Raw genomic sequence first — 24,195 nt, forward strand, 5'->3', positions numbered from 1 at the left:
GGGAATGCCCCTTCGCGGCTGAAGCCGCTCCTGCCGCCTAAAGCCTCACCTCGGCGCCTGCGCCACCGCGGCGCGCCGGCCGCCGTACCTGCGGTCCAGGCGGATGCCGACGACCACCGCGACCACCACCGGCGCCGTCCACGGGAACAGTTCGACCAGCAGCGGCGGCACCGTGGCGTGCGCCTGCAGCCACTGCCACACCGGGCGCATGCCGATGCCGAGGAAGGCGACGTGGGTGGCGATGCCGGCGCCCAGCATGGACTGGTAGTGCTGGCGCAGCGCCCAGTCCGGGCGCACCGGGCCTCGGCGGGCGAACGTCCACATGCGCCAGCCGGCCCACAGCCCGATCATCGAGAAGCCCAGGAACAGCATCTGGCCCTGGCGGATGCCGACCACCAGCGTGGCCAGCGCCAGCAGCACCATCGGCCACAACGCCAGCTTCCAGCCGATGCGCGCCACCAGCCGCTTCCAGTCGCGCTTGTCGGTGACCGCGCGCCACGCCAGCCAGGCGGCGTTGCCGGTGATGGCCATCAGGTAGGCCAGGAACAGCGCCGACAGCGGTTGCTGGCGGAAGAAGGCGTACTGCACGGTGATCGGCAGCGCGGTGGCGACGATCGCCGCCATCGCCACCAGGTACACCTTGCCCAGCGCGCGGTGGCGCGGCGAGCCCTTCTTCATCAGCGCCGCCGACCAGAAGCCGGCCAGCGCGACCACGCCGGCCAGTACGTGCAGCGCGACGAACAACGAATACCCAGGCATGACGCTTCCTCCGGTGGCGCCTGCGGAGTGCGGCGGCCCGTGCACAGGTTCGTGGAACGACGCGGGTCACGGCAGTCGCGGCGGTCACTCGTGGACCCTGCCGGAAGTCACTTTCTGCATGGCCCCCCTTGCCGGCGGCGGCCGTGCCCACCAGCATGCGCACATGGAAATCGGCTCACAGTCGCGCTGGCGCGGACTCCTTCATCCCCTCAACCTGGCCGGCCTGCTCACCTGGTGCGCCGTGGCCTTTACCCTGTCCTATGGCAACGCCGCGCTGCAGCCGTGGCGCTGGGGCTGCGCCGTGCTGTTCCTGGCCGCCTTCCTGGGGGCGACGGCGCTGCCGCAGGCGTCCTGGCAACGTGCGGTATTGGTGCTGGTGGAAGCCGTCGCCGCACTGGCGCTGGTGCGGCTGGCCCACTACAGCGGCGTGGCGCCGGCGCTGCTGGTGATGCTGGCCGCGCAGGTCGCCGCCACCTGGCCGCTGCGCATCGCCCTGCTGGCCGTCGCCGCCCTGGACCTGGGCATGTACGCCGTGCTGCGCGGGGTCAACGAGCACGCGGGCGTGGTGGTGGTGATCTTTGCCGGCTTCCAGGCCTTCGCCATGCTCACCACGCACTACGCGCGCAGCGCCGAGCAGGCCCGCGACCGGCTGGCGCTGGTCAACGCCGACCTGCTCGCCACCCGCGCGCTGCTGGCCGAAAGCTCGCGCGACGCCGAACGCCTGCGGCTGTCGCGCGACCTGCACGATGTCGCCGGGCACAAGCTCACCGCGCTGCGCCTGCAGCTGCGCGCGCTGGCCGGGCAGCCGGGCGCGCCGGCGGGGCTGGCGCTGTGCGAACAGCTTTCCGCCGAACTGCTGGGCGACATCCGCGCCGTGGTGCAGTCGCTGCGCGACAGCGGCGAACTCGACATCGCCACCGCCCTGCATGCGCTGGCCGCGCCGTTGCCACGGCCGCGCCTGCAGCTGCAGCTGGACAACGACGTGCACGTGCGCGACACCGCCGTGGCCGAGGCGCTGCTGCGCTGCGTGCAGGAGGCGCTGACCAACAGCGCGCGCCACGGCGACGCCCAGGTGCTGCACGTGGCGCTGCGGCGGCAGGACGGCCGCCTGCTGCTGGACATGCAGGACGATGGCCGGCTGCGCGGCGAACTGCGCGAAGGCAACGGCCTGACCGGCATGCGCGAACGCGTCGCCGAGCATGGCGGCAGGCTGCAGCTGCAGCGCGGCGCGTCCGGCGCGCTGCGCATCCAGGCGGAGTTCGCGGCATGAGCGGCGCGCCGCGCATCGCCCTGGTCGACGACCAGGCCCTGATCCGCGCCGGCCTGCGCGCGCTGCTGCAGCAGCAGGGCATCGACATCGCCTTCGAGGCCGACAGCGGCGAAGACCTGCTGGCGCAGCTGCGGCAGCAGCCGGTGCAGCTGATCGTCTCGGACATCCGCATGCCGGGCATGGACGGCATCCAGGCCTTGCAGGCGCTGCGTGCGCAGGGCGACGCCACGCCCTGCCTGTTCCTCACCACCTTCGACGAGAGCGACCTGCTGCTGCGCGCCACCGAGGCCGGCGCGCAGGGCTTCCTGCTCAAGGACGCCGCGCCGGAAGACCTGCGCGATGCCATCGTGCGCATCGTCGCCGGCCAGACCCTGCTGCAGCCGGTCAGCACCGACGCGGTGCGGCAGCGCTATCGCTACCACGCCGACGATGCGCCCAGGGAACTGTTCAGCCAGAAGGAAGTGGCCGTGCTGCGGCTGATGGCCGGCGGCTACAGCAACCGCGAGATCGCCGGCAGCCTGTTCCTGGCCGAAGGCACGGTGAAGAACTACGTGTCGGCCATCCTCGACAAGCTGGATACGCGCGACCGCACCCGCGCGGTGCTCAAGGCGATCACGCTGCGCATCATCTGAATACCGAGGCCGCCGCAGGACCCGCCGTAGGAGCGCACTTCAGTGCGCGATAGGGCTTTATCGGCAAGACCCCATCGCGCACTGAAGTGCGCTCCTACAGGCGCTCCAACAGGCGCCCGTTACGGGCCGGTGCTGCGCACTTCCACGGTGACGTGCACGATCTCCTCGTGGACCGACAGCGCGCGGTGGAACACCGCCGCGTCCACGCCGGGCACGGTGGCCACTTCCATCGAGCAGGCGAAGCGGCCGCGGCCGACCTGCCAGACGTGCAGGTCGCTGATGCGTGCCGGTACCTCGCCCTGCTCGACTGCCTCGCGGATTTCGGCCACCACCGGCGCGTCCATTTCCGCATCCAGCAGCACGCGGCCGGTCTGGCGGATCAGGCCCCAGGCCCACACCGATACCAGCACCGCGCCGACGATGCCCATCAGCGGGTCCAGCCAGGACGCGTTGAAGTACAGGCCGCCGAGCAGGGCGACGATCGCCAGCACCGAGGTGGCGGCATCGGCCAGCACGTGCAGGTAGGCCGAGCGCTGGTTGAGATCGTGGTGGTGGTGGTGGTGATGGTGGTGGTGATGGCCATGGCCGTGATCGTGGTGATGACCATGGTCGTGCGCATGGCCATGGTGGTGGTCATGCTGGTCGCGCAACCACCACGCGCACAGCAGGTTCACCGCCAGCCCTACCACGGCGATGGCGATGGCCTGCGGGTAATGGATGGGGCTGGGCTTGAACACGCGCACGATCGATTCGAAGGCCATCAGCCCGGCCACGCCCAGCAGCAGGATCGCGCTGGTGTAGCCGGCCAGGATTTCGATCTTCCAGGTGCCGAAGGCGAAGCGCGGATCGTCGCGGTAGCGCCGCGCGCAGGCGTAGGCGAACGCGGCCAGCCCCAGCGCCAGCGCATGCGAGCTCATGTGCCAGCCGTCGGCCAGCACCGCCATGGAGTTGAACCACCAGCCGCCGGCGATCTCCACCACCATCATCACCAGGGTCAGCGCCATGGCGCGGCGGGTGTTCTTCTCCGCCATCGGGTTGCCCTCGCTGAAGGCGTGGCTGTGCTGGCGGGAGCGGGCAAGGGCTTCAAGGTTCATCGGGGCGGCCTTCTCATATACCCCCATAGGGTATACGATCCCTGCCATGGCACATATCCAGCGCGACCGGAAAAAGCTGCTCACCCGCGTGCGCCGCATCGCCGGCCAGGTGGCGGCGCTGGAGCAGGCGCTGGAGGCGGGCGACGACTGCGATGCGGTGCTGGTGCAGATCGCCGCCGCCAAGGGCGCCATGCACGGCCTGATGCTGGAGGTGATGGCCGGCCATCTCAGCGACCACATCGTCGCCGAGCCGGACCCGGACCGGCGCGCGGGCGAGGCCGAGGTGCTGCTGGAACTGCTCAAGCGTCACGCGCGGTGAAGGACGCCGTGCCTGCGCGGCGCGGCCGGACATGAATGCGGATGAGGGGCGCGCCCTGCCGGGCCATGTAAAATGCCCGATTTTCCGGTCAGGACCATGGCGAAAGCTTCCACACGGGCGCCCGTGCTGGGCCCGGCGTTCATTCGCCTGCTGGCCCGCTTCGGCGACGCCGACCTCCCGCGCACGCCGCCGGTGCTGACCGAGCGGCTGGCGCAGTGGTTCGACTGGAACCGCGCCATCACCCTGTCGCGCGCGCTCGACAACCGCCTGCCCGAGCCTGAGCCGGGGGCCGCGTTCGACGACGCCCAGGACGCCGAATGCGCGCGCCTGCGCCAGACCCTGCTGGATACCATCGACGCCGACATCGACCTGTCCGCGCCGCGGCGCAAGGATGCCGGCGCCGCCAGCGTCGACCCCGGCTACCTGCCCTACCGCCAGCACTGCCTGGCCGCGCAGCGCGCGATGCAGGCGGCCACCGGCCTACTGCGCGGGCGCCTGCGCGACATGCTGGCGCTGCAGTCGCCGGCCAAGGCGCGACTGGCCGAGGTGGACGCGGTGATGGAGGCCACGCTCAGCCCGCGCGAACAGGCGCTGCTGGCCGCCGTACCCAACCTGCTCGGCCTGCATTACCAGCGCCTGCGCCAGGCCGCCCTGCCCGATTCCACCGGCGCCGACGCGCCGGACGACACCCCCGCGGCTCCCCCTGCCGGCCCCTGGCTGGCACGGTTCCGCCAAGACATGCGCACCGCGCTGCTGGCCGAACTGGAGGTCCGCTTCCACCCCATCGACGGCCTGCTCGCAGCGCTGCGTACCGAGTAACCGCACCCTCATGTCCAGAAACCCCATCGCTCCCGTCGTGTTCCTTGCCGGCCTGCTGGCCGTGTGCTGGATCGGCATCGGCTATCTCGGCAGCCACCCGCTGGCCGCCGCCGTCGCCGCGCTGATCGCCGCCTGCTACCTGGCCGGCGCCATCGAACTGCTGCGCTACCGCCAGGCCACCGCCACGCTGGTGCAGGCGCTGCCGTCGCTCGGCGAAGCCGCCGGCGACCTCGACGGCTGGCTGTCGCGCCTGCACCCGGGCCTGCGCAACGGCGTGCGCCTGCGCATCGCCGGCGAGCGCACCGGGCTGCCGGCGCCCGCGTTGACGCCCTACCTGGTCGGCCTGCTGGTGCTGCTGGGCATGCTCGGCACCCTGCTCGGCATGATGGCGACCCTGCGCGGCACCGGCCTTGCGCTGGAAAGCGCCAGCGACCTGGACGCCATCCGCAGCTCGCTGGCCGCGCCGGTCAAGGGCCTGGGCTTCGCCTTCGGCACTTCGATCGCCGGCGTCGCCACCTCGGCCGCGCTGGGCCTGCTCTCCGCGCTGCTGCGCCGCGAGCGCACACAGGCGGTACAACAGCTGGATGCGGGCATCGCCACGCAGCTGGGGCATCTGTCGCAGTCGGCGCAGCGCCGCGAGACCTTCCGCCTGCTGCAGGAACAGAACGCGCTGATGCCGGCGCTGGTCGAGCGCCTGCAGGCCCTGGCCGACACGCTGGAACGCCAGCAGCACGATGCCGGCGCGCGCCTGCAGTCCAGCCAGCAGGAGTTCCACCAGCGCAGCGAGGCCGCGTGGACGCAGCTGGCCGCTTCGCTGCAGCAGGCGCTGCGCGAGGGCATCGCGCAGCAGGCCAACGCCGTCGGCGCCGCGCTGCAGCCGGTGGTGGACACCACCATGGCCGGGCTGGCCGAAAAATCCGACCAGTTGCACGTGGCCATCGAACAGGCCGTGCGCCGCCAGCTCGACGGCCTGGACAGCGCCGTGCAGGGCGCGGCCAGCGCCGCCCGCGACAGCTGGAACGCCGCCGTCGCCGAGCAGCAGCGCGGCAACACCGCGCTGGCCGATGGCCTGCAGCAGGCGCTGCAGCAGTTCGCCGGCACCTTCGAGCAGCGCTCGGCCGCGCTGGTCGATGGCGTGGCGGCGCGGCTGGAAGACAGCACTGCCCGCACCGCCGAGGCCTGGAGCAACGCGCTGGCTCGCCAGCATGAAACGCACGAGGCGCTGGCCCAGCGCAACGAGCAGGCGCTGGCCGCCGCTTCCGATCATTTCGAGCAACACGCGCGCACGCTGGTCGATACCCTGCAGCAGTCGCACGGCGAGCTGCAGTCGGCGCTGGCCGCGCGCGATGAGCAGCGGCTGGCGCAATGGTCGCAGTCGCTGGCAACCATGCTCGCCACGCTGGACGAAAGCTGGCAGCGCAACGGCGCGCAGGTGGCGCAGCAGCAGCAGCAGGTGTGCGACGCGCTGGCCCGCACCGCGGGCGAAGTCTCGGCCCAGCTGCAGGCCGCGGCCGGCGGCGCGCTGGACGGCATTGCCGGCAACGCGCAGGTGCTGACCGAAGCCGCCGCGGCCTTCGCCCAGCGCAGCGACGCGATGATCGACGCCCTGCAGCGTTCGCACGGCGAACTGCAGGAGGCCCTGCAGGCGCGCGACGCCGAGCGCCTGGCACAGTGGCGCGACGCCTTCGCCCAGCTGACCGGCGAGTTCGGCCAGCGCTGGGAACAGAACAGCGCGCAGGTGGCCGCGCAGCAGCAGCAGGTATGCGACACGCTGGCGCAGACCACGCAGGCGATCCACGCGCAGGCGCAGGCGCAGGCCCGCGACACCCTGGCCGAGATCTCGCGGCTGGTCGCCACCGCCTCGGAGGCGCCGCGCGCCGCCGCCGAAGTGGTCGCCGAGCTGCGCCAGAAACTGTCCGACAGCATGGTGCGCGACACCGCCACGCTGGAAGAACGCGGCCGCCTGCTGGAAACCGTGCAGACCCTGCTCGACGCGGTCAACCACGCGTCGACCGAACAGCGCGGCGCCATCGATGCGCTGGTCTCCACCTCGGCCGAACTGCTCGAGCGCGTCGGCAGCCGCTTCACCGCGCAGGTCGAAGGCGAGGCCGGCAAGCTCGACGCCGCCGCAGCGCACGTCACCGGCAGCGCGCTGGAAGTGGCGAGCCTGGGCGAGGCGTTCGGCGGCGCGGTGCAGGCGTTCGGCCAGTCCACCGAGACCTTGAACGAACGCCTGCAGGGCATCGAATCGGCGCTGGAGAAATCGCTGGCGCGCAGCGACGAGCAGCTCGCCTACTACGTGGCGCAGGCGCGCGAGGTGATCGAGCTGAGCATGCTGTCGCAGAAGCAGATCATCGGCGAGCTGCAGCAGCTGGCCGGCGCGCGCGACGGGGCCGCCGGCGCATGAGCGACGAGATCGAGTTCGACGCCGAATCCAGCGCCACCACCTGGGCCGCGTTCGGCGACCTGATGTCGGTGCTGCTGGGCGCGTTCGTGCTGATCCTGGCCAGCGTCATCGGCATCCAGCTGCTGCTGCACAACCGCCTGGACGAGGAAGTGAAGCAGCGCCAGGCCGAGGCCGCGCGGCTGAAGACGCTGGAACAGGCGCTGGCCGCGCCGCTGGCCGCCGGCCGCGTCACCGTGATCGACGGCCGCATCGGCATCAGCGGCAGCGTGCTGTTCGCGCTCAACTCCGACCAGCTGCAGCCCGAGGGCCGCGAACTGCTGCAGAGCATCGCCGGGCCGCTGCGCGACTACCTGTCCGCGCGCGACGAGATCCTGATGGTCAGCGGCTTCACCGACAACCAGCCGGTGCGCGCGGCCAACGCCCGCTTCGCCGACAACCTGGAACTGTCGGCGGCGCGCGCGCTCACCGTCACCCGCACCCTGATCGCCGACGGCGTGCCGTCCTCGTCGGTGTTCGCCGCCGCGTTCGGCGCCGAGCAGCCGGTCAGCTCCAACGACGACGAAGCCGGCCGCGCGAAGAACCGCCGCGTGGAGATCGCGCCGATCCCGCGCCACAAGCCCACTGAAACGCCCGATGGCAAGGCCGATGCCCGCTGACGGCGCCGACGTGCACGCGCGGCTCGAGGCCTGGCGCCGGCAGGGCGCCGAACGCATCGATCCGGTGCGCTTCGCGCTGATGACCGCGCTGGCGCAGCGCGCGGCGCGCTACGGCGGTGCGGTACGGCAACGCCTGGACGCGCGCCTGCAGGTGCTGGCCGACGCCTATGCCGCGCTGCCGGCCCGTACGCCCGTGGAGGCGTCGCCGCGTGGCGTTGGCGACGGTCCGCTGAAACAACTGCTGGAACAGCTGGGCAACGGACCGCGGCCGGACGCGTCCATGCCGGCGGCCATTCCGCTGCCGGTCGGCGAAAGCGGAGAGCGCACGCCGGCGGCCGACATCGCCGCGCCGATGCCGGTATTGGACGAGTTCCAGCAGCTGTGGACCCGCATCCGCATCGACGGCCTGCTGCGCCAGTGCCTGGACGGTCTGCCCGAGGACGCCGGCCCGCTGCATTCCAGCGTGCTCACCTACCGCGCCATGGCGCTGATGCGCGAGGTCTGCCCGGACTACCTGCAGCACTTCGTGGCCTATACCGACGCGCTGTCGTGGCTGGAGCAGCTGTGCGGCAGCACGGACAGCGGCAACGACACCGAGCCCACGGCCGTCGCCCGCAAGCCCGCGCGCAGCCCCCGCCGCAGAAAGCAGCAGTAGCCCTATCCCGTAGGTGCCGCGGTTGAAGGTGTGCCCATGCCTGCCGACAACGAGTGCCGATGTGGCCGCGCCGGTCGGTTCGCGGAGCCGCCATGGGCGCCCGGGCGGGCTGAGGCGCAGCATGCTGCGGTCCATGAAGCTGTTGTGCCGGCACGGAAGCCGCGTGGCGCTCGTCGAACATGCCTTCGATGCGTTCGAGGGTGACACAACCGGACATCGGCGACATCACCGCGGGCATGCGCACCACGCAGGTGGCGTCGAGCGGGCGCGGGAACGCGTGCCGGACACAGGGCCGACGACCGCGCCGCCGTCTGGTGATTCCCGTGGAACACACGCAATGGCGAATCCGCCCCTCGCCTGCATGACCGGGTTTCCGGTGGGAGGAAACCATTCCGGTGTTGGCTGCCGGGCGTCTCCGTGCCGGCTGGCTCGCCCCTGTGTGCCGCCGGCAGTACTTCGGGGCCCCACGCTCCAGCGCCGAAGAAGCATCGCGGCTCAAGGCACGCTGGGGATCATCATCGGAACCAGATCTTCAACGTCACGTACAGCGCATAACCCAGCGCGAGCGTGATCCACACCAGGAAGAAGACGTTGGCCCAGTACGCGCCCGTGTGGGCGGCCAGGGTGTACACCTGCCCCGCACAGCCCTTGCCGACGCAGGGTATTTCGCCGCGCAGCAGCGCGCGAAGGACGGCGAACAGGGCATAGCCCGCCACGCCCGCGGTCATCAGGAAACCCAGCGGCCCGACCAGCCCCTGGGTCGGCGCGCCGTGCTCGTCGAAGGGTGCTTTGCGCAGCCGCTTCTGCCCGAACCGGTACCAGGCGAACCCGAGCAGGAGCAAGGACGAGTAGTAGATGAGGTCGCGCATGTCGTCGCGGTAGCGTGGCCGGCCAACGCGCAGTATGGCGGCAAGCGGAGCCGCCGCCCGTGGCGTCCTGCACGGATCGTGCGATCTCCTGCCGCTTCTTCCAGCTTCCAAGGCCCGCCGCGGTCCGCACGTGCGCAGGTTGATCGCCTTTCCGTCACCGACAGCGGGCGCTGTGGTCCATTCGCGTCCTGCCGCGGAGAACCCGCGCGGCGCGGGGACATCGCCGCGGCGCACAAAGCGTCACGGGACGTTGCCGGAGTCTGATCGGCGTCATGTTCCAGCAGCGGGAGAGTGCATCGGTTCCCCAGCCATGCCCAGACCGTTGCAGTTTTGGAGCCTGCTCCGCATGGGACTCATGCGGGAAAGCCTCCGTGTGGAGCAGGCTCCACACCCGAAAAAAAGCAGGACGCTTGACGCTGACCGGCTTCCGAGAAGTCCATCGGCACCTGCACCGTTCCCGCGCGCCCCCACTCCCATGGACAACGCAAAGGCGCGGTTGCCCGCGCCCTTGCGTCATTCGCTCTCAACGGGCCCTGCCGCTCAGGCGGCGGTATCCACCAGCACCAGTTCGGCGTCTTCCAGCGCGCGGACGGTGATGCTGTGCTCGCCGGTGATGGCGGCGCCATCGCGGGCATCGAGCAGCACGCCGTTCACTTCCACTTTGCCGGTGTTGGGCACCAGGTAGCCATGGCGGGTGGTGTCGCTGAAGTGATACTCGGTGCTCTCGCCGGCCTTCAGCGTGGCGCCCAGCACGCGGGCGTCGGCGCGGATCGGCAGGGCGTCCTCGTCGCCCGCGATGCCGCTGGCCAGGGCGATGAAACGGCCCGAGCGCCCGCCCTTGGGGAAGGGCTTGGTGCCCCAGGCCGGCGCGCCGCCGCGCTCGTCCGGGATGATCCAGATCTGGAAGATGCGGGTCACGCCCGGTTCCATGTTGTATTCGGCGTGGCGGATGCCGGTGCCGGCGCTCATCACCTGCACGTCGCCGGCCTCGGTACGGCCCTTGTTGCCCTGGTCGTCCTGGTGGCTGATGGCGCCTTCGCGCACGTAGGTGACGATTTCCATGTCGGCGTGCGGGTGCGGCGGAAAGCCGGTGCCCGCCTGGATGGTGTCGTCGTTCCAGACCCGCAGGGCGCCCCAGTGGACGCGCGCCGGGTCGTGGTAACCGGCGAAGGAAAAGTGGTGTTTGGCATCCAGCCAACCGTGGTTGGCTCCGCCAAGGCTGGCAAACGGGCGGCGCTCGATCATGGCGTTCTCCTGCATGGGTGGGTTGCGATGGGGGCCAGTCTAGGCCTGCCTCTTGCCATCCGGAATGGAAGGATTGAAAAGACATCCTTTCCATTTGTGCAATGATCTCCCTGTCACTCCTGCGGCCACCGCCATGAGCCAACTCCCCGATCTGGAAGCCTGGGCCATCTTCGCCAAGGTCGCCGAGGCCGGTTCCTTCGCCCGCGCCGCCGAGGCGCTGGGCCTGTCGCAGGCCACCGTGTCCAAGGCCATCACCCGGCTGGAAACGCGCATCGGCACCACGCTGTTCCACCGCACCTCGCGGCGCATGTCGCTGACCGGCGCGGGCGAGGCGGCGCTGGAGCGCGCCGCGCGCATCCTCGACGAGGGCGAGGCGGTGGAGGCCGAGGTCGCCGACCGCTCGACCACGCTGCGCGGGCTGGTGCGGGTGGCCGCGCCGATGTCGTTCGGCGTGGCGCAGCTGGCGCCGCTGCTGCCGGCGTTCATGCGCGAGCACCCGGACGTGGAGCTGGACGTCCAGCTCAGCGACGCGCAGGTGGACCTGGTGGCCGAGCGCTTCGACATGGCGCTGCGCATTTCCAGCCTGGCCGATTCCAGCCTGCGCGCGCGGCGCCTGTGCCAGGTGCGCATCCTGCTGGTGGGCGCGCCGGCCTATTTCGCCGAACACGGCAGGCCCAAGCACCCGCGCGACCTCGCCCGCCACCGCGGCTTCCAGTACAGCCATACCCGCGGCGGCAACACTTGGCGTTTTCGTCACAGCCGCCATGGCGAGTTCGCGCAGACCGTGCCGCGCCAGCTGCAGGCCAACAACGCCGAGATGTTCGCCGCCGCGCTGCGCGAGGGCCTCGGGCTGGCGCTGCAACCAGAATTCATGGTCTGGGAAGAGCTGCGCGCCGGCCGCCTGGAAACGGCGATGGACGACTGGCAGGTGGAGCCGATCGCCCTGCATATCGTCACCCCGCCCGGCCTGCGCCGCCCGGCGCGCGTGCAGGCGCTGATCGACTACCTGGCCGCGGGCCTCGAACGCGCACCGTGGGCGACAGGCATGGGTGCCGGCCAGTAACTTCGGCTATGACGATGACCATGGAGAAGGCGATGAACCTGGCGATGCGCATGCTGCTGGCCGGCCTGCTGCTGGTGCTGGCCGCAACCGCGGGCGCGACCGCGCAGGTGCCGGACCGCATCCTCGTCGAAGGCCGCGAGTACGCGCTCAACACCAACCCGCTGGAAAGCCAGCTGCGCGACCGCCGCGGGTTCCTGCCGGAAAACGTATCGCGCAGCACCGCCAACTGGCGGGGCTACGTCGCGCACTGGGCGATCGACGGCGACCGGCTGCTGCTGCGCAAAGTCGAGGTGCGTCTGTACGACGCCGAAAACGAAAGCTCCAGCAGCGTCGACCTGCTGACCCGGCTGTTTCCCGAAGGCGGCCCGGTGGCCGCCACCTGGTACAGCGGCGCGCTGGTCATTCCCGACGGACGCCTGGTCAACTACGTGCACATGGGCTACGGCTCCACCTACGCGCACTACCGCGTCTACCGCATCGCCCAGGGCCGGGTGGTCGAGGCGCTGTCGATGGATGCCGAACAGTTCCACGCCTGGCGCGAGCGGAAGTTCCAGGCGTTCAGGCAGACCGCGCAGTACCGCGAGGCCGTGGCGCATATCCGCAAGGAAAGCCGCGACATGAGTGCGGACGATATCGACGGTTTCGTGCGCGGCTTTTATGCCGAGCAATACATGGGACAGTAGAACAGCCGACCATCCGGGGCGGATCAGCGTATGAACCCTGCCTCGCGCTGCGCCCGGATCGCAAGAACGAACACTGTGTCGATGCCGGCGACGTATCGGTACAACGCCACGTATCCGCGTGCGCCCCTGCCGATCACCAGCTCGCGCATGTCCTCGCCACAGGGGCGGCCGATCAGGGGGCTGCTTTCCAGCACGTTGAAGGCTTCGATGATGCCGCCAAGCCGTGCCATGCGCTGGCCGGCATCGTATTGCTCGAGATGCAGGAGGATGCGCTCGAAGTCCTCCCCGACCTCGGGCGCAAGTTCGATCCGCGTCACCGCTATTCCGCCAGCTTGCGGGCGGCGGGGCGCCGGGCGGTCTGGCCCGCCACCCGACGTTCCAGATAGCTGCGCATCTCGTCCCAGGGGATGGTTTGTCCCGACGCGGCGATGCCGGCGTGGCGTCGTTCCGCCTCGGCTTCGAAGTCGGCGCGGCGTTCGGCCAGCGCCGCTTTCTCGGCTATCGCTTCCAGGATGAATCCATGCGGCGTCATGCCGGTTTCCTTCGCCATCTCGGCGACGCGGGCTTTCAGCTCGTCAGGCAGGCGGATGGTGGTGGTGCTCATGAGCTGCTCCGTTGGATCGCTGATTCCGGACCAAAGTAGCACATATGTGCTACTTGCCGACAGGGACCCGGACGGCGGGTCATGCGGAACACGGCCTGGCGTGCCGGAGGCTTGTCTGTGAAGCTCCATCGCGCACTGAAGTGCGCTCCTACCCGGGATGGCCCAGCCGCTGCGCCAGGCCCGACCAGCGGCTGGCGTAGCGCGACAGCGCCGCTTCGATCACCGCCGCGTCGCCGGCGACATGCAGGGCGTGGCGGGCGCGGGTGATGCCGGTGTAGAGCAGTTCGCGGCTGAGCACGCGGTTGTCGCGGCACGGCAGCTGCAGCCAGACCTCGTCGAACTCCGAGCCCTGCGCCTTGTGCACGGTCATGGCGAAGGCGCTTTCGTGCGCGGGCAGGGCCGCCGGATGGAACGGCCGTGGAGCGTCGGGGTCGTCGCCGGGGAACCAGGCGGTGATGCCGCGCGCGCCGTCGCCCTCGTCCCGCAGGCAGATGCCGACATCGCCGTTGAACAGGCGGTGGCGATAGCTGTTCTCGGTGATCAGCAGCAGGCGGCCGTGGAAGTGGGCCGGCGCGCCGCCGCGCGGGGTCGTGCCGCCGAGCAGTTCCTCGATGCGCGCGTTGAGCCCCCGCGCGCCCTGCGGGCCTTCGCGCACGGCGGTGAGCAGGCGCAGGCGCCCGGCCAGGGCGAGCGCCTGCGCCGGCGTCTGCGCGGCGGCCAGCGCTTCCCAGTAGCGCCGCAGCGGCTCGTGCCAGGCCTGCAGCGGGTCGTCCTCGTTCTCGTGGAAGTGCACGCCGGGCAGCTGCCCGTCCCGCAGCAGCGACAGCGCGCGCGCGGCGTCGCCCGCGCGCATCGCCGCGGCCAGCGGCGCCAGCTGCAGCGCCTCGCTCTGCCGGTAGCCGCGCTGCAGCTGCACGCGGGTGCCGGCGAAACCGGTCGCCGGCGGCGCGATGGATGCCGCCGGCAGCGCGCCCAGCAGGCCCTGCAACGCCTGCGCGTCGTCGGGCGCGATGCGCGTGCCGTCGCCGGCGGCGCGCAGGATGGCGCCCAGCACGTCGCCGGCTTCCACCGACGGCAGCTGGTCCGGGTCGCCGAGCAGCACCAGCCGGGTGCCGTCGGCCACCGCCTCGACCAGCTTGGCCATCAGCGGCAGGTCGATCATCGAGGCCTCGTCGACCACGATCGTGTCGTACGGCAGCGGGTTGTCGGCGTGGTGGCGGAAACGCGGCGAATCCGGAATCACGCCGAGCAGGCGATGCAGGGTGGTGCCGGTGGTCGGCAGCTGCGCGCACAGCGCGGCGTCCACGCCCAGCCGCGGCAGCTGCTGCACGGCGTTGCGCAGGCTTTCGGCCATGCGCTCGGCGGCACGGCCGGTGGGCGCGGCCAGCGCCACGCGCGGCGGCGCGCGGCCGGCGGCTTGGGCCTGCGCGGCCAGCAGCACCAGCAGGCGCGCGATGGTGGTGGTCTTGCCGGTACCGGGCCCGCCAGTCACCAGAAGCAGCGGGTGGCGCAGGGCCAGCGCCGCGGCGCGGGCCTGCTGGTCGACGGCGATGGAGGCCTCCGCGGATTCGGTGGCGGCGGGTGCCTGGGCGAACAGGTCGCCCTGCACGGACACCGTGCGTGGCGTGGCGTCCGCGTTGCCGGGAAACAGCTGCGCGAACAGCGGCGCCAGCGCGGCCGGATCGCCGGCGTCCAGCGGCGCCTGGCCGATGCGCTGCAGGCCCAGCGCCAGCCGCCGCTCGTATTCGCGGTAACGGCGCAGGTAAAGCAGGCCGTGTTCCCAGGCCAGTGGCGCCTGCACGGCTTCGACGCTGTCGTCGCCGGGCGCCGCCACCCAACGTGAGGCCTGCAACTGCGCGATCCACGCCTGCGGCTCGGGCCACGGCAGCGGCGCTTCGATCAGCCGCGCGGGCTGGGCTGGATCGAAACCGGCATGGCCTTGGGCCACGGCCAGCGACGCCAGCGCGGCGGCGGCGAGCACGGCATCGGGCGTTTCTGGATCCAGGCGGCGCAGGCTCTGCGCCAGCGCGTGGTCGAGCGCGCGCAGTGCGCCGGTCTTGGCGAGGGCACTCAGCAGACTCATGGTTCGGTTCTCGCTGACTTCGTTTGCCCCTCACCCCATCCCCTCTCCCGCTGGGAGAGGGGCTTCAAAGGCTCGCCGCCGGCGAACAACGCATCCACCGCGTGCACCAGTTCCGGCGCGAAACAATGCGCGTACAGGCCGGGCGACGGCGTGCGGGTCGCGTCCAGGCCGCGGCAGAACAGGTAGCGGATGCCGCCGAAATCGCGCGCGTAGTCGTAGCCGTCGCCCAGGCGGAAACGCAGCCAGCGGTGCAGCGCTACGGTGTAGATCAGCGCCTGCAGGTCGTACTCGCTGTGGCGCATGGCCGCTTCCAGCTGCGCCGGGGCATAGCCGGGCAGGCGGTTGGATTTGTAGTCGAGCACATACCAGCGGCCGTCGCGCAGGTAGGTGAGGTCGATCTTGCCGGTCATCAGCCCTTCCAGGCGGCCGCGCGCGCCGAAGCCGTGGCGGCCGCGCACCACGCCGTGCGCATGCAGCACGCGCAGCAGCGCCGGCACCGCGGTGGGCTGCATGGCGAAGTGGAACTCGATCTCGGCGCGGCGCTCGCCGGCGCCCAGCGCATGCAGTGCGCCGCCTTCGGGCAGGGCCACGGTCAAGGTCTGGCCGACCAGCGTGGTGAGCACGGCCACGCCATCGTCGATGTCGCCACCGGCGTAGCCTTCGGCGCGCAGTGCCATGGCGATCACCTCGGCCTGCCCTTCCGGCGCGGCATCGCCGGGCCGCCAGCCGCGCCACGCGCCGAAGTCGGCGTTCTCCAGCGCGGCGTGCAGCACGTTGCCGAAACGGCTGCCGGCGAAACGCGGATCGAACGTTTCCTGCGGCGCGGCAAGGTCCTGCGCGGTTTCCTCTTCGCCCTGCGCCGGTTCGTCGGCGGCGCCGCCGTTGTCCTGCGTGGCGGCGGCCGAGGTGTCGTGGCCGGCCTCGGCATGGGCGAGCTGGGTGAAGCTGTAGACCCACCAGTCCTGCGACAGCGCGCGGCGCACGTTGCGCACCGGCGGCAGCGCCGCGTCGCGTTCGGGCGGCAGCCGCGCCGGCAGCGTGTCGACGCCGCCTTCGACGATGCGGATGTCGGCATGCGCGGCCAGGGTGGCCATGTCGCCGAGCATCGGCCCCAGCCGCGAGCCCGGCAGCCCCGCCAGCGCGCCGCCGGCGATCCACAGCGCGTGCCCGGCGCGGGTCAGGCCGACGTAGAGCAGGCGCGCGGTCTCGGCCGCATCCTCGGCGGCGGCCTGCCGGGCGGCGGCCTTCCAGCCGTCGTCGTCCCGGTCGATCTTCCAGTGCAGCACGCGTCGCGCGCCGTCGTGCACGACCCGGTAGGCATGCGTGTCCGGCGCACCGCCGTCGATGCCGACGAACGGCAGGTAGACCAGCGGGTATTCCAGGCCCTTGCTCTTGTGCAGGGTGATGACCTGCACCCGGTGCGCGTCCGATTCCAGGCGCAGCAGCTGGGTCTCGTCGCCGTCGTCGGCGTGGGCGATGCGCGCCTGCAGCCAGTCGAGCAGGCCATGCAGGCCGATGCTGCGGGTGCCGGCTTCCTGCAGCAGTTCGCCCAGCTGCAGGTAATTGGTCAGGCGGCGCTCGCCGTCGGCCAGCGCCAGCAGGCGTTCGGCCTGTTCGGCGCACAGGTCCGACAGCATCGCCAGCACGCCGCCGCGCTGCCAGCGCTCGCGCCATTGCAGCAGGCGCTCCTGGTGCCGGCGCTGGCGCTCGCCTTCGTGTTCCATCGCGGCGATGGCGGCGGCGCTCTCGCCCAGCAGCACGGTGGCCAGCGCCGCGCGCAGCCGGCCTTCGTCGGCCGGCTGCAGCAGCGCCAGCAGCAGCAGGCGCAGTTCGTGCGCCTCGGCCGTGGCGAACAGGCTGTGCTTGCCGGCCGCGACCGCCGGGATGCCGACCACGGCCAGCGCCTGCTGGATACGCGCGGCTTCGCGGTGCGAGCGCACCAGCACGGCGATGTCGCCCGGACGCACCGGGCGGCCGTCGATCAGCGCCCTGCCCTCGCGCGCGGCCGACAGCACGCGGTGGATGTCGGCCACGCAGGCCAGGGTGGCGGCGTGACGCGAGTCGTCGGCCTTCAGCGGCCTGCCGTCCCCGTCGCCGTCGATGAGGTGCACGGTGAGCGCCGGCGCCGGTGCGCCGTCGAGCAGGTAGTCGGCATCGTCGCGCCGGTCGCCGGCCCGCACTGGTTCAAAACGGATGCGCGGATCGAGGAAGGCCTGCTCGCCGGCGTTGGCGTACAGGGCGTCAATCGCGCGCAGCACGGCCGGGCGCGAACGGAAGTTGTGCGACAGCCGCGGCGCGGCGGCGGCCAGCGCGCGGGCCTGCAGGTAGGTATGCACGTCGCCGCCGCGGAAACCGTAGATGGCCTGCTTGGGATCGCCGATCAGGAACAGCGCGGCGTCCCCGTCCGGCCCGGCGAACACGCGGCGGAAGATGTCCCATTGCCGCGGGTCGGTGTCCTGGAACTCGTCCACCAGCGCGAAGCGGTACTGCGCGCGCAGCCTCGCGGCGAGCGTGGCGCCGCCCTCGCCGTCCAGCGCGGCGTGCACGCCGTCGATCAGGTCGTCGTAGGTCTGCAGCCGGTACTGCTGCTTGTGCCGGGCCAGGCGCTGGCGGGCTTCGTCGCGCAGCCGGTGCAGCAGTTCCACGCGGCGCTGCCGCAACCATTGCTGGCGCAGGTCGTCGGCGTCGAACCACGCCTGCAAGGCGTCGAACAGCGGCGAGGCCGGCGCCGGTTCCCCTTCCCTGCAGAAGGAGCGCAGCTGGGCCGTGGCCAGCTTGTCGACGTGCTGCTTGTCGCCGCGCGGCCATTCGCCCGCGGCGCAGCCGGCCTCCAGTTCCACGAACGCCTTCTCGAAGCTCGGCCGCTTGGCGCGGCGGCCGTCCAGGCGCTTGCGGTCGAAGGCATCGGCGATGGCGTGGCGGGCCTCGGGCAGGTGCTGCGCGACAGCCTGCCGCAGCGCATCGGCGGCGGCCTGCAGACGGGCGCGGGGATCGTCGATGCCGGCGTTGCCCGCCGGCGCGCCAGGTGCGGCGGGCAACAGCGGCAGGTCAGCGACCAGCACCGGCAGGTCGGCCGCCAGCGCTTCCGGCTTTTTCCACAGGCCGGTCAGCGCCGCCAGCGCATCGTCGCGGGCGGCATGCAGGCGCCACAGGTCGGCGGCGAGCGCGGCATGAAGCTGGCGGGTGTTGGTCAGCAGTTCCGGCGCGGCGAAGCTGTGGCCGCTTTCCAGCGCATGCTCGGCCAGTACGCGGGTGCAGAACCCGTGGATGGTGAAGATCGCCGCCAGGTCGGTTTCCTCGGCGGCGATGCGCAGGCGACGGGCCAGCTGCGCGGCGGTTTCGGTACCGCGCCGCAGGTGGCGCTGGAGGATGGCGCGGGTGAGCGCGACTTCGGCGCTGTCGCCTTCGGCCGGCGCGGCGTCCACCAGCCGCGCGGCCAGGTCCAGGCGCTCGCGGATGCGCTTGCGCAGCTCCTGCGTCGCCGCGTCGGTGAAGGTCACCGCCAGGATCTGGCCCATGCGCAGGCCCTGCTCGACCACCAGCCGGCTGAACAGCGTGGCCAGGGTGAAGGTCTTGCCGGTGCCGGCGCTGGCCTCGATCAGGCGCAGGCCGTCCAGCGGCAGGTCGAGGTAGGGGTCGGTCGCGGGCGCGGCGGCATTCATTACCGCACCTCCGTTTCGGCCAGCACGCGGCCCTCGCGCAGCGCCGTGAATACCAGCAGGCTGTTGTGGATAAAGCTGTTGGCAGTTGCCGCGTCGGCGAACGGATCGGCGCCGCGCAGGGCCAGCTGCAGGGCTTCGCCGTCGCGTTCGCCCCAGCTGCGGTCGCTGCCGTGCCACTTCTCGTGCGCGGCCTTTTCGCGCTTGTCCGGATCGGCGGTGTAGATCGCCCAGCCGGTGTACGGCGCGAACGGCAGCGGCGCCCGCAGGCCCTGCGAACGCAGCTGCAGCAAGGCTTTCAGGGCGTCCCGCGCCTGCACCGCGGGCAGCGCCGGCAGGGCATGCGGGCCGAACCCGCCATCGCCGCCGTCGATGAACTGCAGCAGCGGCGTCGGCAGGCCGGCGGCATTGGCCAGCAGCCAGTCCAGCCCGCTGCGCAGCACCCAGGCCACGCCCGGCGCACCGGCCTGCAGGCGCGGCAGGCCCTGTGGATGAATCTGCGCGACACGCCCGTGCACGGTGGTGCCGTCGATCGCCACCTCCAGCCGCTGCGACTGCAGCGGCGCACCGTCGTACCAGTGCGCGAACGTCTCCGCACAGGGCCGTATGCTCCCCAGCAGCTGCTCGAACTGCTGCCGGCCCAGCGCGCCGGAGGGCAGCAGCGCACGCGCGCGCAGGCGCTCGTACAGACCCTGCTCGCGGCCTTCCAGCAGCGCGGCAAGCACCTGCTGCTGCAGCGAGGCATGTTCGCGGCCGCGTTCGGGCAGCACCAGCGGCTCGATGTCGTCGCTGGCCTGGATCTCGCCGGCCAGGCGCAGGCCCAGCCGCTGTTCCAGGAACTGCCCGGCCGGGTCGGCCAGGAAACGGCGCAGCGCATCCAGCGACAGCACCGGTTCCTGCAGGGCTTCCGGCAGCGGCGCGGCCAGCTCGCCAGCCGACCACGGCGCCAGCGCCTGGCGCTGGCCGCCGAACGCCCCCGCCGCCGGGTGCCACTGGCGGCGATAGCTGAAACGCCGCGGCTCGCCGTCGCCGCCGAACGCGGCCGGGGCGAAGGGCTGCAGTGGATGCCGCACGACGATGGCCCGGCGCGCGGCATCCGGATCGGCGTGGCAGGCGGCCGCGGCGTCGATCAGTTCGCTGACCAGCACTGACGGCTCGCGCACGCTGCCGTCGCGCGCGTCGGCGCCGAGGTAGCTCAGGTAGAACACGTCCTGCGCCGAGGCCAGCAGCTGCAGGAACAGGAAGCGGTCGTCCTCGCGCAGCGAGCGGTCGCCATGGCGGCGGCGCGCGGTGCCCAGTTCGGCGGTGAGCCGGCTCAGGCCGGCGGCCGGGTCGCGGCGTGGGAACTCGCCATCGTCCAGGCCCAGCACGCAGATCGCGCGGAACGGCAGCAGCCGCATCGGCACCATGCGGCCGAAGCTGACGCCGCCGGTGAGCAGCGGCGCGCGGGTGTCGGCCTCGGACAGCACCGCCGCGAAATGCGCGCGCACCACCTCGGCCGGCACCGCCGCGTCGAAGCCGGCCTTGTCCGCGTCTTCGGCGAATTCGTTGATGAGCTTGCGCAGGCGGTCCAGCGCGCGCTGGGTGGAAGCTTCGGCCGGGGTTTCCGGCAGCAGCGCGTCCAGCAGGCCGAGCAGGCGCTCGCGCCACTGCGCGGGAGCGAGCGCTTCGGCCAGCGTCTTCTGGTGGCGGGCGAGCACGCGCAGCAGGCGGATCAGCGCATCGAGCGCGGCCAGCGCGCTGCCTTCCAGCTCCGGCCACGGCGCGATGCCGGCCAGGTCGTCGTCGCTGCCGCTGGCGTGGCCGAGCAGCAGCCGGTCCAGCGCGAACTGCCAGGTGCAGGCGTCGTCGGCCGGCGCCTGGTGCTGGCCGCGGTGCGCGGCATCCAGCCCCCAGCGCGCGCCGGCGGCCTGCAGCCAGCCGTGCAGGCGCTCGAACGCGGCCGCGTCCAGTCCGGCGGCCGCAGCCAGCGGCGGGCTGGCGAGCAGGTCGAGTATTTCGTTGAGGCCGAAGCGCGACACCGGCAGGCCCAGCAGCTGCACGAACACTTCGGCCAGCGGCTCGCCCTGCAGCGGGCTGGCGTCGGCCAGCGCCCACGGGATGTGGCCTTCGCCGGCGCCGCGGCCGCCGAACACCGATTCCAGGTACGGCACGTAGGGGTCGATGTCCGGCGCCAGCACCGCGATCTCGCGCGGCTGAAGCGGCGGGTCGAAGCGCGGGTCGTCCAGCAGCGCGCGCAGCTGGTCGTGCAGCACCTGCATCTCGCGCAGGCGGGTGTGGCAGGCGTGGATCTGCACGCTGGGGTCGTCCAGCCGCAGCGCCGGGCGCAGCGGCGCCGGCGGCTGCGCGCGGCGGTGGAACAGGTCGGCCTGCAGGCGGTGCAGCAGGCTGTCGCGCAGGCCGCCTTCGTCCAGTGTCCGGCCGCCGCGCTGTTCCGGATCGGCATAGGCGGCGATCTCGCCGGACGGGTGCACGACCTCGTAGCTGCCCAGCACCGCCATGAAGTCGCGCCCGGCCGCGCCCCAGGCCTGCAGCAGCGGGTTCTCGCCGTTGCCGCCGGCGAACGGATCGTCCATGCCGCCGCGCAGCCGCTCGGACAGGGTCTGCAGGTCGCCCCAGTAAGCGCGCGTCGGCGTGGGCAGGTAGAAATGCAACGTGCCGGTCCGCGCCTGGGTGGCGATCACCCGCAGCACGTCGGGCGAGACGTTGAGGGTGGCGAAGGCGAACAGCCGAGGCGGCAGGCCGCGCGGCAGCGGCTGGCCGGCGCCCTCGAAGCGCGCCAGGTAGTCGTTGATGCGGCGCGCGCGGTGCTGGCGGCCGCCGGCGATGCGCCGCCAGAGGATCGCCTGCGGGTCGCCGGCGTCGGCGCCGGCCTCCCAGCGCAGCAGCCAGTCGCGGCGCCAGGCCTGGTACTTCTCGAACACGCCGCCCAGTTCGGCGGCCAGCGACCACGGCCGCAGCGAATCGTCGCGGTCCAGGTAGGACCGCAGCCCGGCCATCGCCGGCTGCCGCATCAGCGCCGAGTCTGTCAGCGCCGCGTACAGCCGCCAGTGCAGCCCGGCCGCGCCCAGGTCGTCCTGCTCGCCAGGCACGTTTTCGTTCAGCGCGCGCGCGACGAACTCGCCGGGGGTGAGGAACTCGAGATTGGCGGCGATGCCGTATTCGGCCGCCAGCGTGGACTGCAGCCAGCGCCGCATCGCCACCTGCGGGATCAGCACCGTGTCGGGGGCCAGCAGCGGCTGGCCCGGCGCCGGCTCGCGCAGCGCATGCGCCAGCAGCGAGGCCAGCACGTCCAGCGCGTTGGAATGGTAGAGGCGGAAGTCCGCGGCGGCGTCAGGCATGGTCGCGCCATTGTGCCGGAGCGCGTCGCAGCCGGTGCGACCGCGTGCACCCGGCGCGGCCGCGCGCGCCGATAATGCGCGGCCCCGTCCTGCATGGAAAACCGGCGACCGTGAACCCGCGCATCCTCCTGGCTACCGCCGCCGCCGCGCTGCTGGCGTGGTCGTTCTGGCGCCATGGCGCGTGGATGCAGCTGTGCGCCGGGCTGGCGGTGTTCCTGTTCGGCATGCAGATCCTGGAGGAAGGATTGAAGCAGCTGGCCGGCGGCAGCCTGGAGAAGCTGCTGGCACGCGGCACGTCCACGCCGCTGCGCGGCCTGCTGTTCGGCGTGGCCGGCACCGCGGCGCTGCAGTCGAGCACGCTGGTATCGCTGCTGGCGATCGCCTTCATCAGCTCGGGGCTGATCCAGCTGGCCGGCGGCATCGCCATCATCTTCGGCGCCAACCTCGGCGCGACCAGCGGCATCTGGCTGCTGGCGCTGGCCGGGCAGAACCTGAGCCTGTCGCCGCTGGCGCTGCCGATGCTGGTGTTCGGCGTGCTGGGCGGGATCGCCGGCGAACGCGGCAAGGCGGCCGGGCGGGTGGTGCTGGGCGTGGCGCTGGTGTTCCTGGGCATCGACCAGATCAAGGCCGGCTTCGACGGCTTCGGCGGCGGCTTCGACCTGGCCGGGCGCGGCGGCGACGGCATGGGCGCGATGGCGCTGTTCGTGCTCGGCGGCCTGCTGCTGACGGTGGTGCTGCAGTCCAGCCACGCGGCGCTGATGCTGACCCTGGCGGCGCTGGCGGCCGGCCAGCTGCAGCTGGAACAGAGCCTGGCCATCGCCATCGGTTCCAACGTCGGCAGCAGCGTGAGCACGGCGGTGGTGGGCATGCTCGGCGGCAACCGCAGCGGCCAGCGGCTGGCGCTGGCGCACGTGCTGTTCAACGCGGTGACGGCGCTGCTCGCGTTCGCGCTGCTGGTGCCGCTGACCTGGCTGGTGGCGGCGCTGGCGGGACTGGCCGGGTTCGGCGGCAACCCGCTGCTGCAGCTGGCGCTGTTCCATACCCTGTTCAATGCCGGCGGGGTGGCGCTGTTCTGGCCCTGGCAGCGGCGGCTGGCGCAGGCGCTGCAGCGCTGGCTGCCCGAGCGCAGCGACGCCATCGCCGGCGGCGGCATCGAGCGCGTGCGCGCCCGCCACCTGAGCGACCAGGCGCTGGAATCGGCCGATGCCGCCGCGGCCGCGGTCGCCCTGGAGCTGGAGCACCTGGGCGGACTGAGCGTGGAGGTGATCTGCCAGGCGCTGTGCCTGCCGGTGGAGGCGCTGGACGCCGACACGCCCGACGCGGCGCTGCTGGGGGCGCGCCCGGACGGCCGCTGCCGCGACGCCGAGACGCTGTACCAGCAGCGGGTCAAGGGCGTCTATGGCGACCTGCTGCGCTTCATGGGCCGGCTGGAAGTGGTGCTGGACGCGGAGCACCAGCGTTTCTGGTCCGGCAGCCAGGCCGCGGCCGCGCGCATGGTCGATGCGGTCAAGGACGCCAAGCACCTGCAGAAGAACCTCGGCCAGCGCCTGCACGAGGCCGATTCGCCGCTGCGCGCGGCCTACGTGGACCTGCGCGGGCACCTGTTCGGGCAACTGCGCGGCCTGCGCCGGGTGGCACTGATGCCGGCCGATGACGCCGCGCAGCGGCAGGCGCGGCAGCAGGGGCTGGAGGCGCTCGACCAGCAGGCCGCGAGGTTCGACGCGGCGTTCCGCCAGCAGCTGTTCGCCGCGGTGAAGCACGACCGCCTGGACGGCCTGCAGGCCGGCTCGCTGCTCAACGACCTGGGCTACGCGCGGCGCATCCATGCCAGCCTGCGCGACGTGGTGGCCTTCACCGACGAACCCGGTTCGCTGCGCGGCCTGCGCCGGCGCGGCGCGCACGCGCCGGAGTGACATCCGGAGGACTGGGCGTTCCGCCCATGGGCACTGACGCGCGGGGCCGGCCCGGCGACAATACTGCACGGTCCAGTTCTCTTTTGTTCAGGCGGACCCGATAATCCTGCCACGTTGGTTTTCC

The 24,195-nt window shown here is 72.2% G+C and carries 19 protein-coding genes; 10 read left to right on the plus strand and 9 right to left on the minus strand.

The window, feature by feature from the left end:
• Nucleotides 1–45: 45 nt before the first annotated feature.
• A complete protein-coding gene (locus ABTV91_RS02405) occupies nucleotides 46–759 on the minus strand; it encodes a hypothetical protein (protein ID WP_433853052.1) in 714 nt (237 codons plus the stop codon).
• Between the two features lie 118 nt (nucleotides 760–877).
• Between ABTV91_RS02405 and ABTV91_RS02410 the strand changes: the two genes are divergently transcribed.
• Complete coding sequence (locus ABTV91_RS02410; RefSeq protein WP_433853053.1) at nucleotides 878–2,029, plus strand: sensor histidine kinase; 1,152 nt, start codon at nucleotides 878–880, stop codon at nucleotides 2,027–2,029.
• A complete protein-coding gene (locus ABTV91_RS02415; RefSeq protein WP_433853054.1) occupies nucleotides 2,026–2,661 on the plus strand; it encodes a response regulator transcription factor in 636 nt (211 codons plus the stop codon). Before ABTV91_RS02410 ends, ABTV91_RS02415 begins: the two co-directional genes overlap by 4 nt.
• A gap of 119 nt (nucleotides 2,662–2,780) precedes the next feature.
• On the opposite strand, the gene dmeF is transcribed toward ABTV91_RS02415, so the two are convergent.
• A complete protein-coding gene (gene dmeF, locus ABTV91_RS02420; RefSeq protein WP_433853055.1) occupies nucleotides 2,781–3,755 on the minus strand; it encodes a CDF family Co(II)/Ni(II) efflux transporter DmeF in 975 nt (324 codons plus the stop codon).
• 46 nt (nucleotides 3,756–3,801) lie between these two features.
• Between dmeF and ABTV91_RS02425 the strand changes: the two genes are divergently transcribed.
• The 5 genes from ABTV91_RS02425 (at nucleotide 3,802) to ABTV91_RS02445 (ending at nucleotide 8,611) form a co-directional block, all read left to right on the plus strand.
• A complete protein-coding gene (locus ABTV91_RS02425) occupies nucleotides 3,802–4,074 on the plus strand; it encodes a metal/formaldehyde-sensitive transcriptional repressor (protein WP_433853056.1) in 273 nt (90 codons plus the stop codon).
• Between the two features lie 96 nt (nucleotides 4,075–4,170).
• Nucleotides 4,171–4,893 (plus strand): DUF3348 domain-containing protein, encoded by a 723-nt coding sequence (locus ABTV91_RS02430; protein WP_433853057.1) that lies wholly within the window; start codon nucleotides 4,171–4,173, stop codon nucleotides 4,891–4,893.
• A 10-nt stretch (nucleotides 4,894–4,903) separates the two neighbouring features.
• A complete protein-coding gene (locus ABTV91_RS02435) occupies nucleotides 4,904–7,300 on the plus strand; it encodes a DUF802 domain-containing protein (RefSeq protein WP_433853058.1) in 2,397 nt (798 codons plus the stop codon).
• Nucleotides 7,297–7,956 (plus strand): OmpA family protein, encoded by a 660-nt coding sequence (locus ABTV91_RS02440; protein ID WP_433853059.1) that lies wholly within the window; start codon nucleotides 7,297–7,299, stop codon nucleotides 7,954–7,956. Before ABTV91_RS02435 ends, ABTV91_RS02440 begins: the two co-directional genes overlap by 4 nt.
• Complete coding sequence (locus ABTV91_RS02445) at nucleotides 7,946–8,611, plus strand: DUF2894 domain-containing protein (protein WP_433853060.1); 666 nt, start codon at nucleotides 7,946–7,948, stop codon at nucleotides 8,609–8,611. The genes ABTV91_RS02440 and ABTV91_RS02445 overlap by 11 nt, the downstream gene beginning before the upstream one ends.
• 515 nt (nucleotides 8,612–9,126) lie before the next feature.
• On the opposite strand, the gene ABTV91_RS02450 is transcribed toward ABTV91_RS02445, so the two are convergent.
• Both ABTV91_RS02450 and ABTV91_RS02455 read right to left on the minus strand, forming a co-directional pair.
• The gene (locus ABTV91_RS02450; RefSeq protein WP_433853061.1) at nucleotides 9,127–9,480 is read right to left on the minus strand and encodes a hypothetical protein; all 354 of its coding nucleotides are present in this window, start codon (nucleotides 9,478–9,480) and stop codon (nucleotides 9,127–9,129) included.
• 540 nt (nucleotides 9,481–10,020) lie between these two features.
• Entirely contained in the window at nucleotides 10,021–10,725 is a 705-nt protein-coding gene (locus ABTV91_RS02455; protein WP_433853062.1) for a pirin family protein, read from the minus strand.
• A 133-nt stretch (nucleotides 10,726–10,858) separates the two neighbouring features.
• Between ABTV91_RS02455 and ABTV91_RS02460 the strand changes: the two genes are divergently transcribed.
• Entirely contained in the window at nucleotides 10,859–11,788 is a 930-nt protein-coding gene (locus ABTV91_RS02460) for a LysR substrate-binding domain-containing protein (protein ID WP_433853063.1), read from the plus strand.
• A 14-nt stretch (nucleotides 11,789–11,802) separates the two neighbouring features.
• Nucleotides 11,803–12,471, plus strand: coding sequence for a hypothetical protein (locus tag ABTV91_RS02465; protein ID WP_433853064.1), 669 nt, complete (start codon nucleotides 11,803–11,805; stop codon nucleotides 12,469–12,471).
• A 23-nt stretch (nucleotides 12,472–12,494) separates the two neighbouring features.
• Here ABTV91_RS02465 and ABTV91_RS02470 read toward each other — a convergent pair whose 3' ends face one another.
• From ABTV91_RS02470 to recC, 5 genes are all read right to left on the minus strand, one after another.
• Nucleotides 12,495–12,788 (minus strand): type II toxin-antitoxin system RelE/ParE family toxin, encoded by a 294-nt coding sequence (locus ABTV91_RS02470; protein ID WP_433853065.1) that lies wholly within the window; start codon nucleotides 12,786–12,788, stop codon nucleotides 12,495–12,497.
• Between the two features lie 2 nt (nucleotides 12,789–12,790).
• Nucleotides 12,791–13,075 (minus strand): ribbon-helix-helix protein, CopG family, encoded by a 285-nt coding sequence (locus ABTV91_RS02475; protein ID WP_433853066.1) that lies wholly within the window; start codon nucleotides 13,073–13,075, stop codon nucleotides 12,791–12,793.
• Between the two features lie 148 nt (nucleotides 13,076–13,223).
• Nucleotides 13,224–15,158, minus strand: coding sequence for an exodeoxyribonuclease V subunit alpha (gene recD / locus ABTV91_RS02480; RefSeq protein ID WP_433853067.1), 1,935 nt, complete (start codon nucleotides 15,156–15,158; stop codon nucleotides 13,224–13,226).
• Entirely contained in the window at nucleotides 15,155–18,820 is a 3,666-nt protein-coding gene (locus ABTV91_RS02485; protein ID WP_433853068.1) for a UvrD-helicase domain-containing protein, read from the minus strand. Before ABTV91_RS02485 ends, recD begins: the two co-directional genes overlap by 4 nt.
• Nucleotides 18,820–22,158, minus strand: coding sequence for an exodeoxyribonuclease V subunit gamma (gene recC, locus ABTV91_RS02490; protein ID WP_433853069.1), 3,339 nt, complete (start codon nucleotides 22,156–22,158; stop codon nucleotides 18,820–18,822). The genes ABTV91_RS02485 and recC overlap by 1 nt, the downstream gene beginning before the upstream one ends.
• Before the next feature lie 110 nt (nucleotides 22,159–22,268).
• Here recC and ABTV91_RS02495 point away from each other — a divergent pair, with 110 nt between their 5' ends.
• Nucleotides 22,269–24,071, plus strand: coding sequence for a Na/Pi cotransporter family protein (locus ABTV91_RS02495; RefSeq protein WP_433853070.1), 1,803 nt, complete (start codon nucleotides 22,269–22,271; stop codon nucleotides 24,069–24,071).
• Nucleotides 24,072–24,195: the final 124 nt, after the last annotated feature.

Origin of the sequence: Stenotrophomonas nitritireducens, assembly GCF_050984405.1 — a bacterium.
GTDB lineage: Bacteria > Pseudomonadota > Gammaproteobacteria > Xanthomonadales > Xanthomonadaceae > Stenotrophomonas > Stenotrophomonas nitritireducens_B.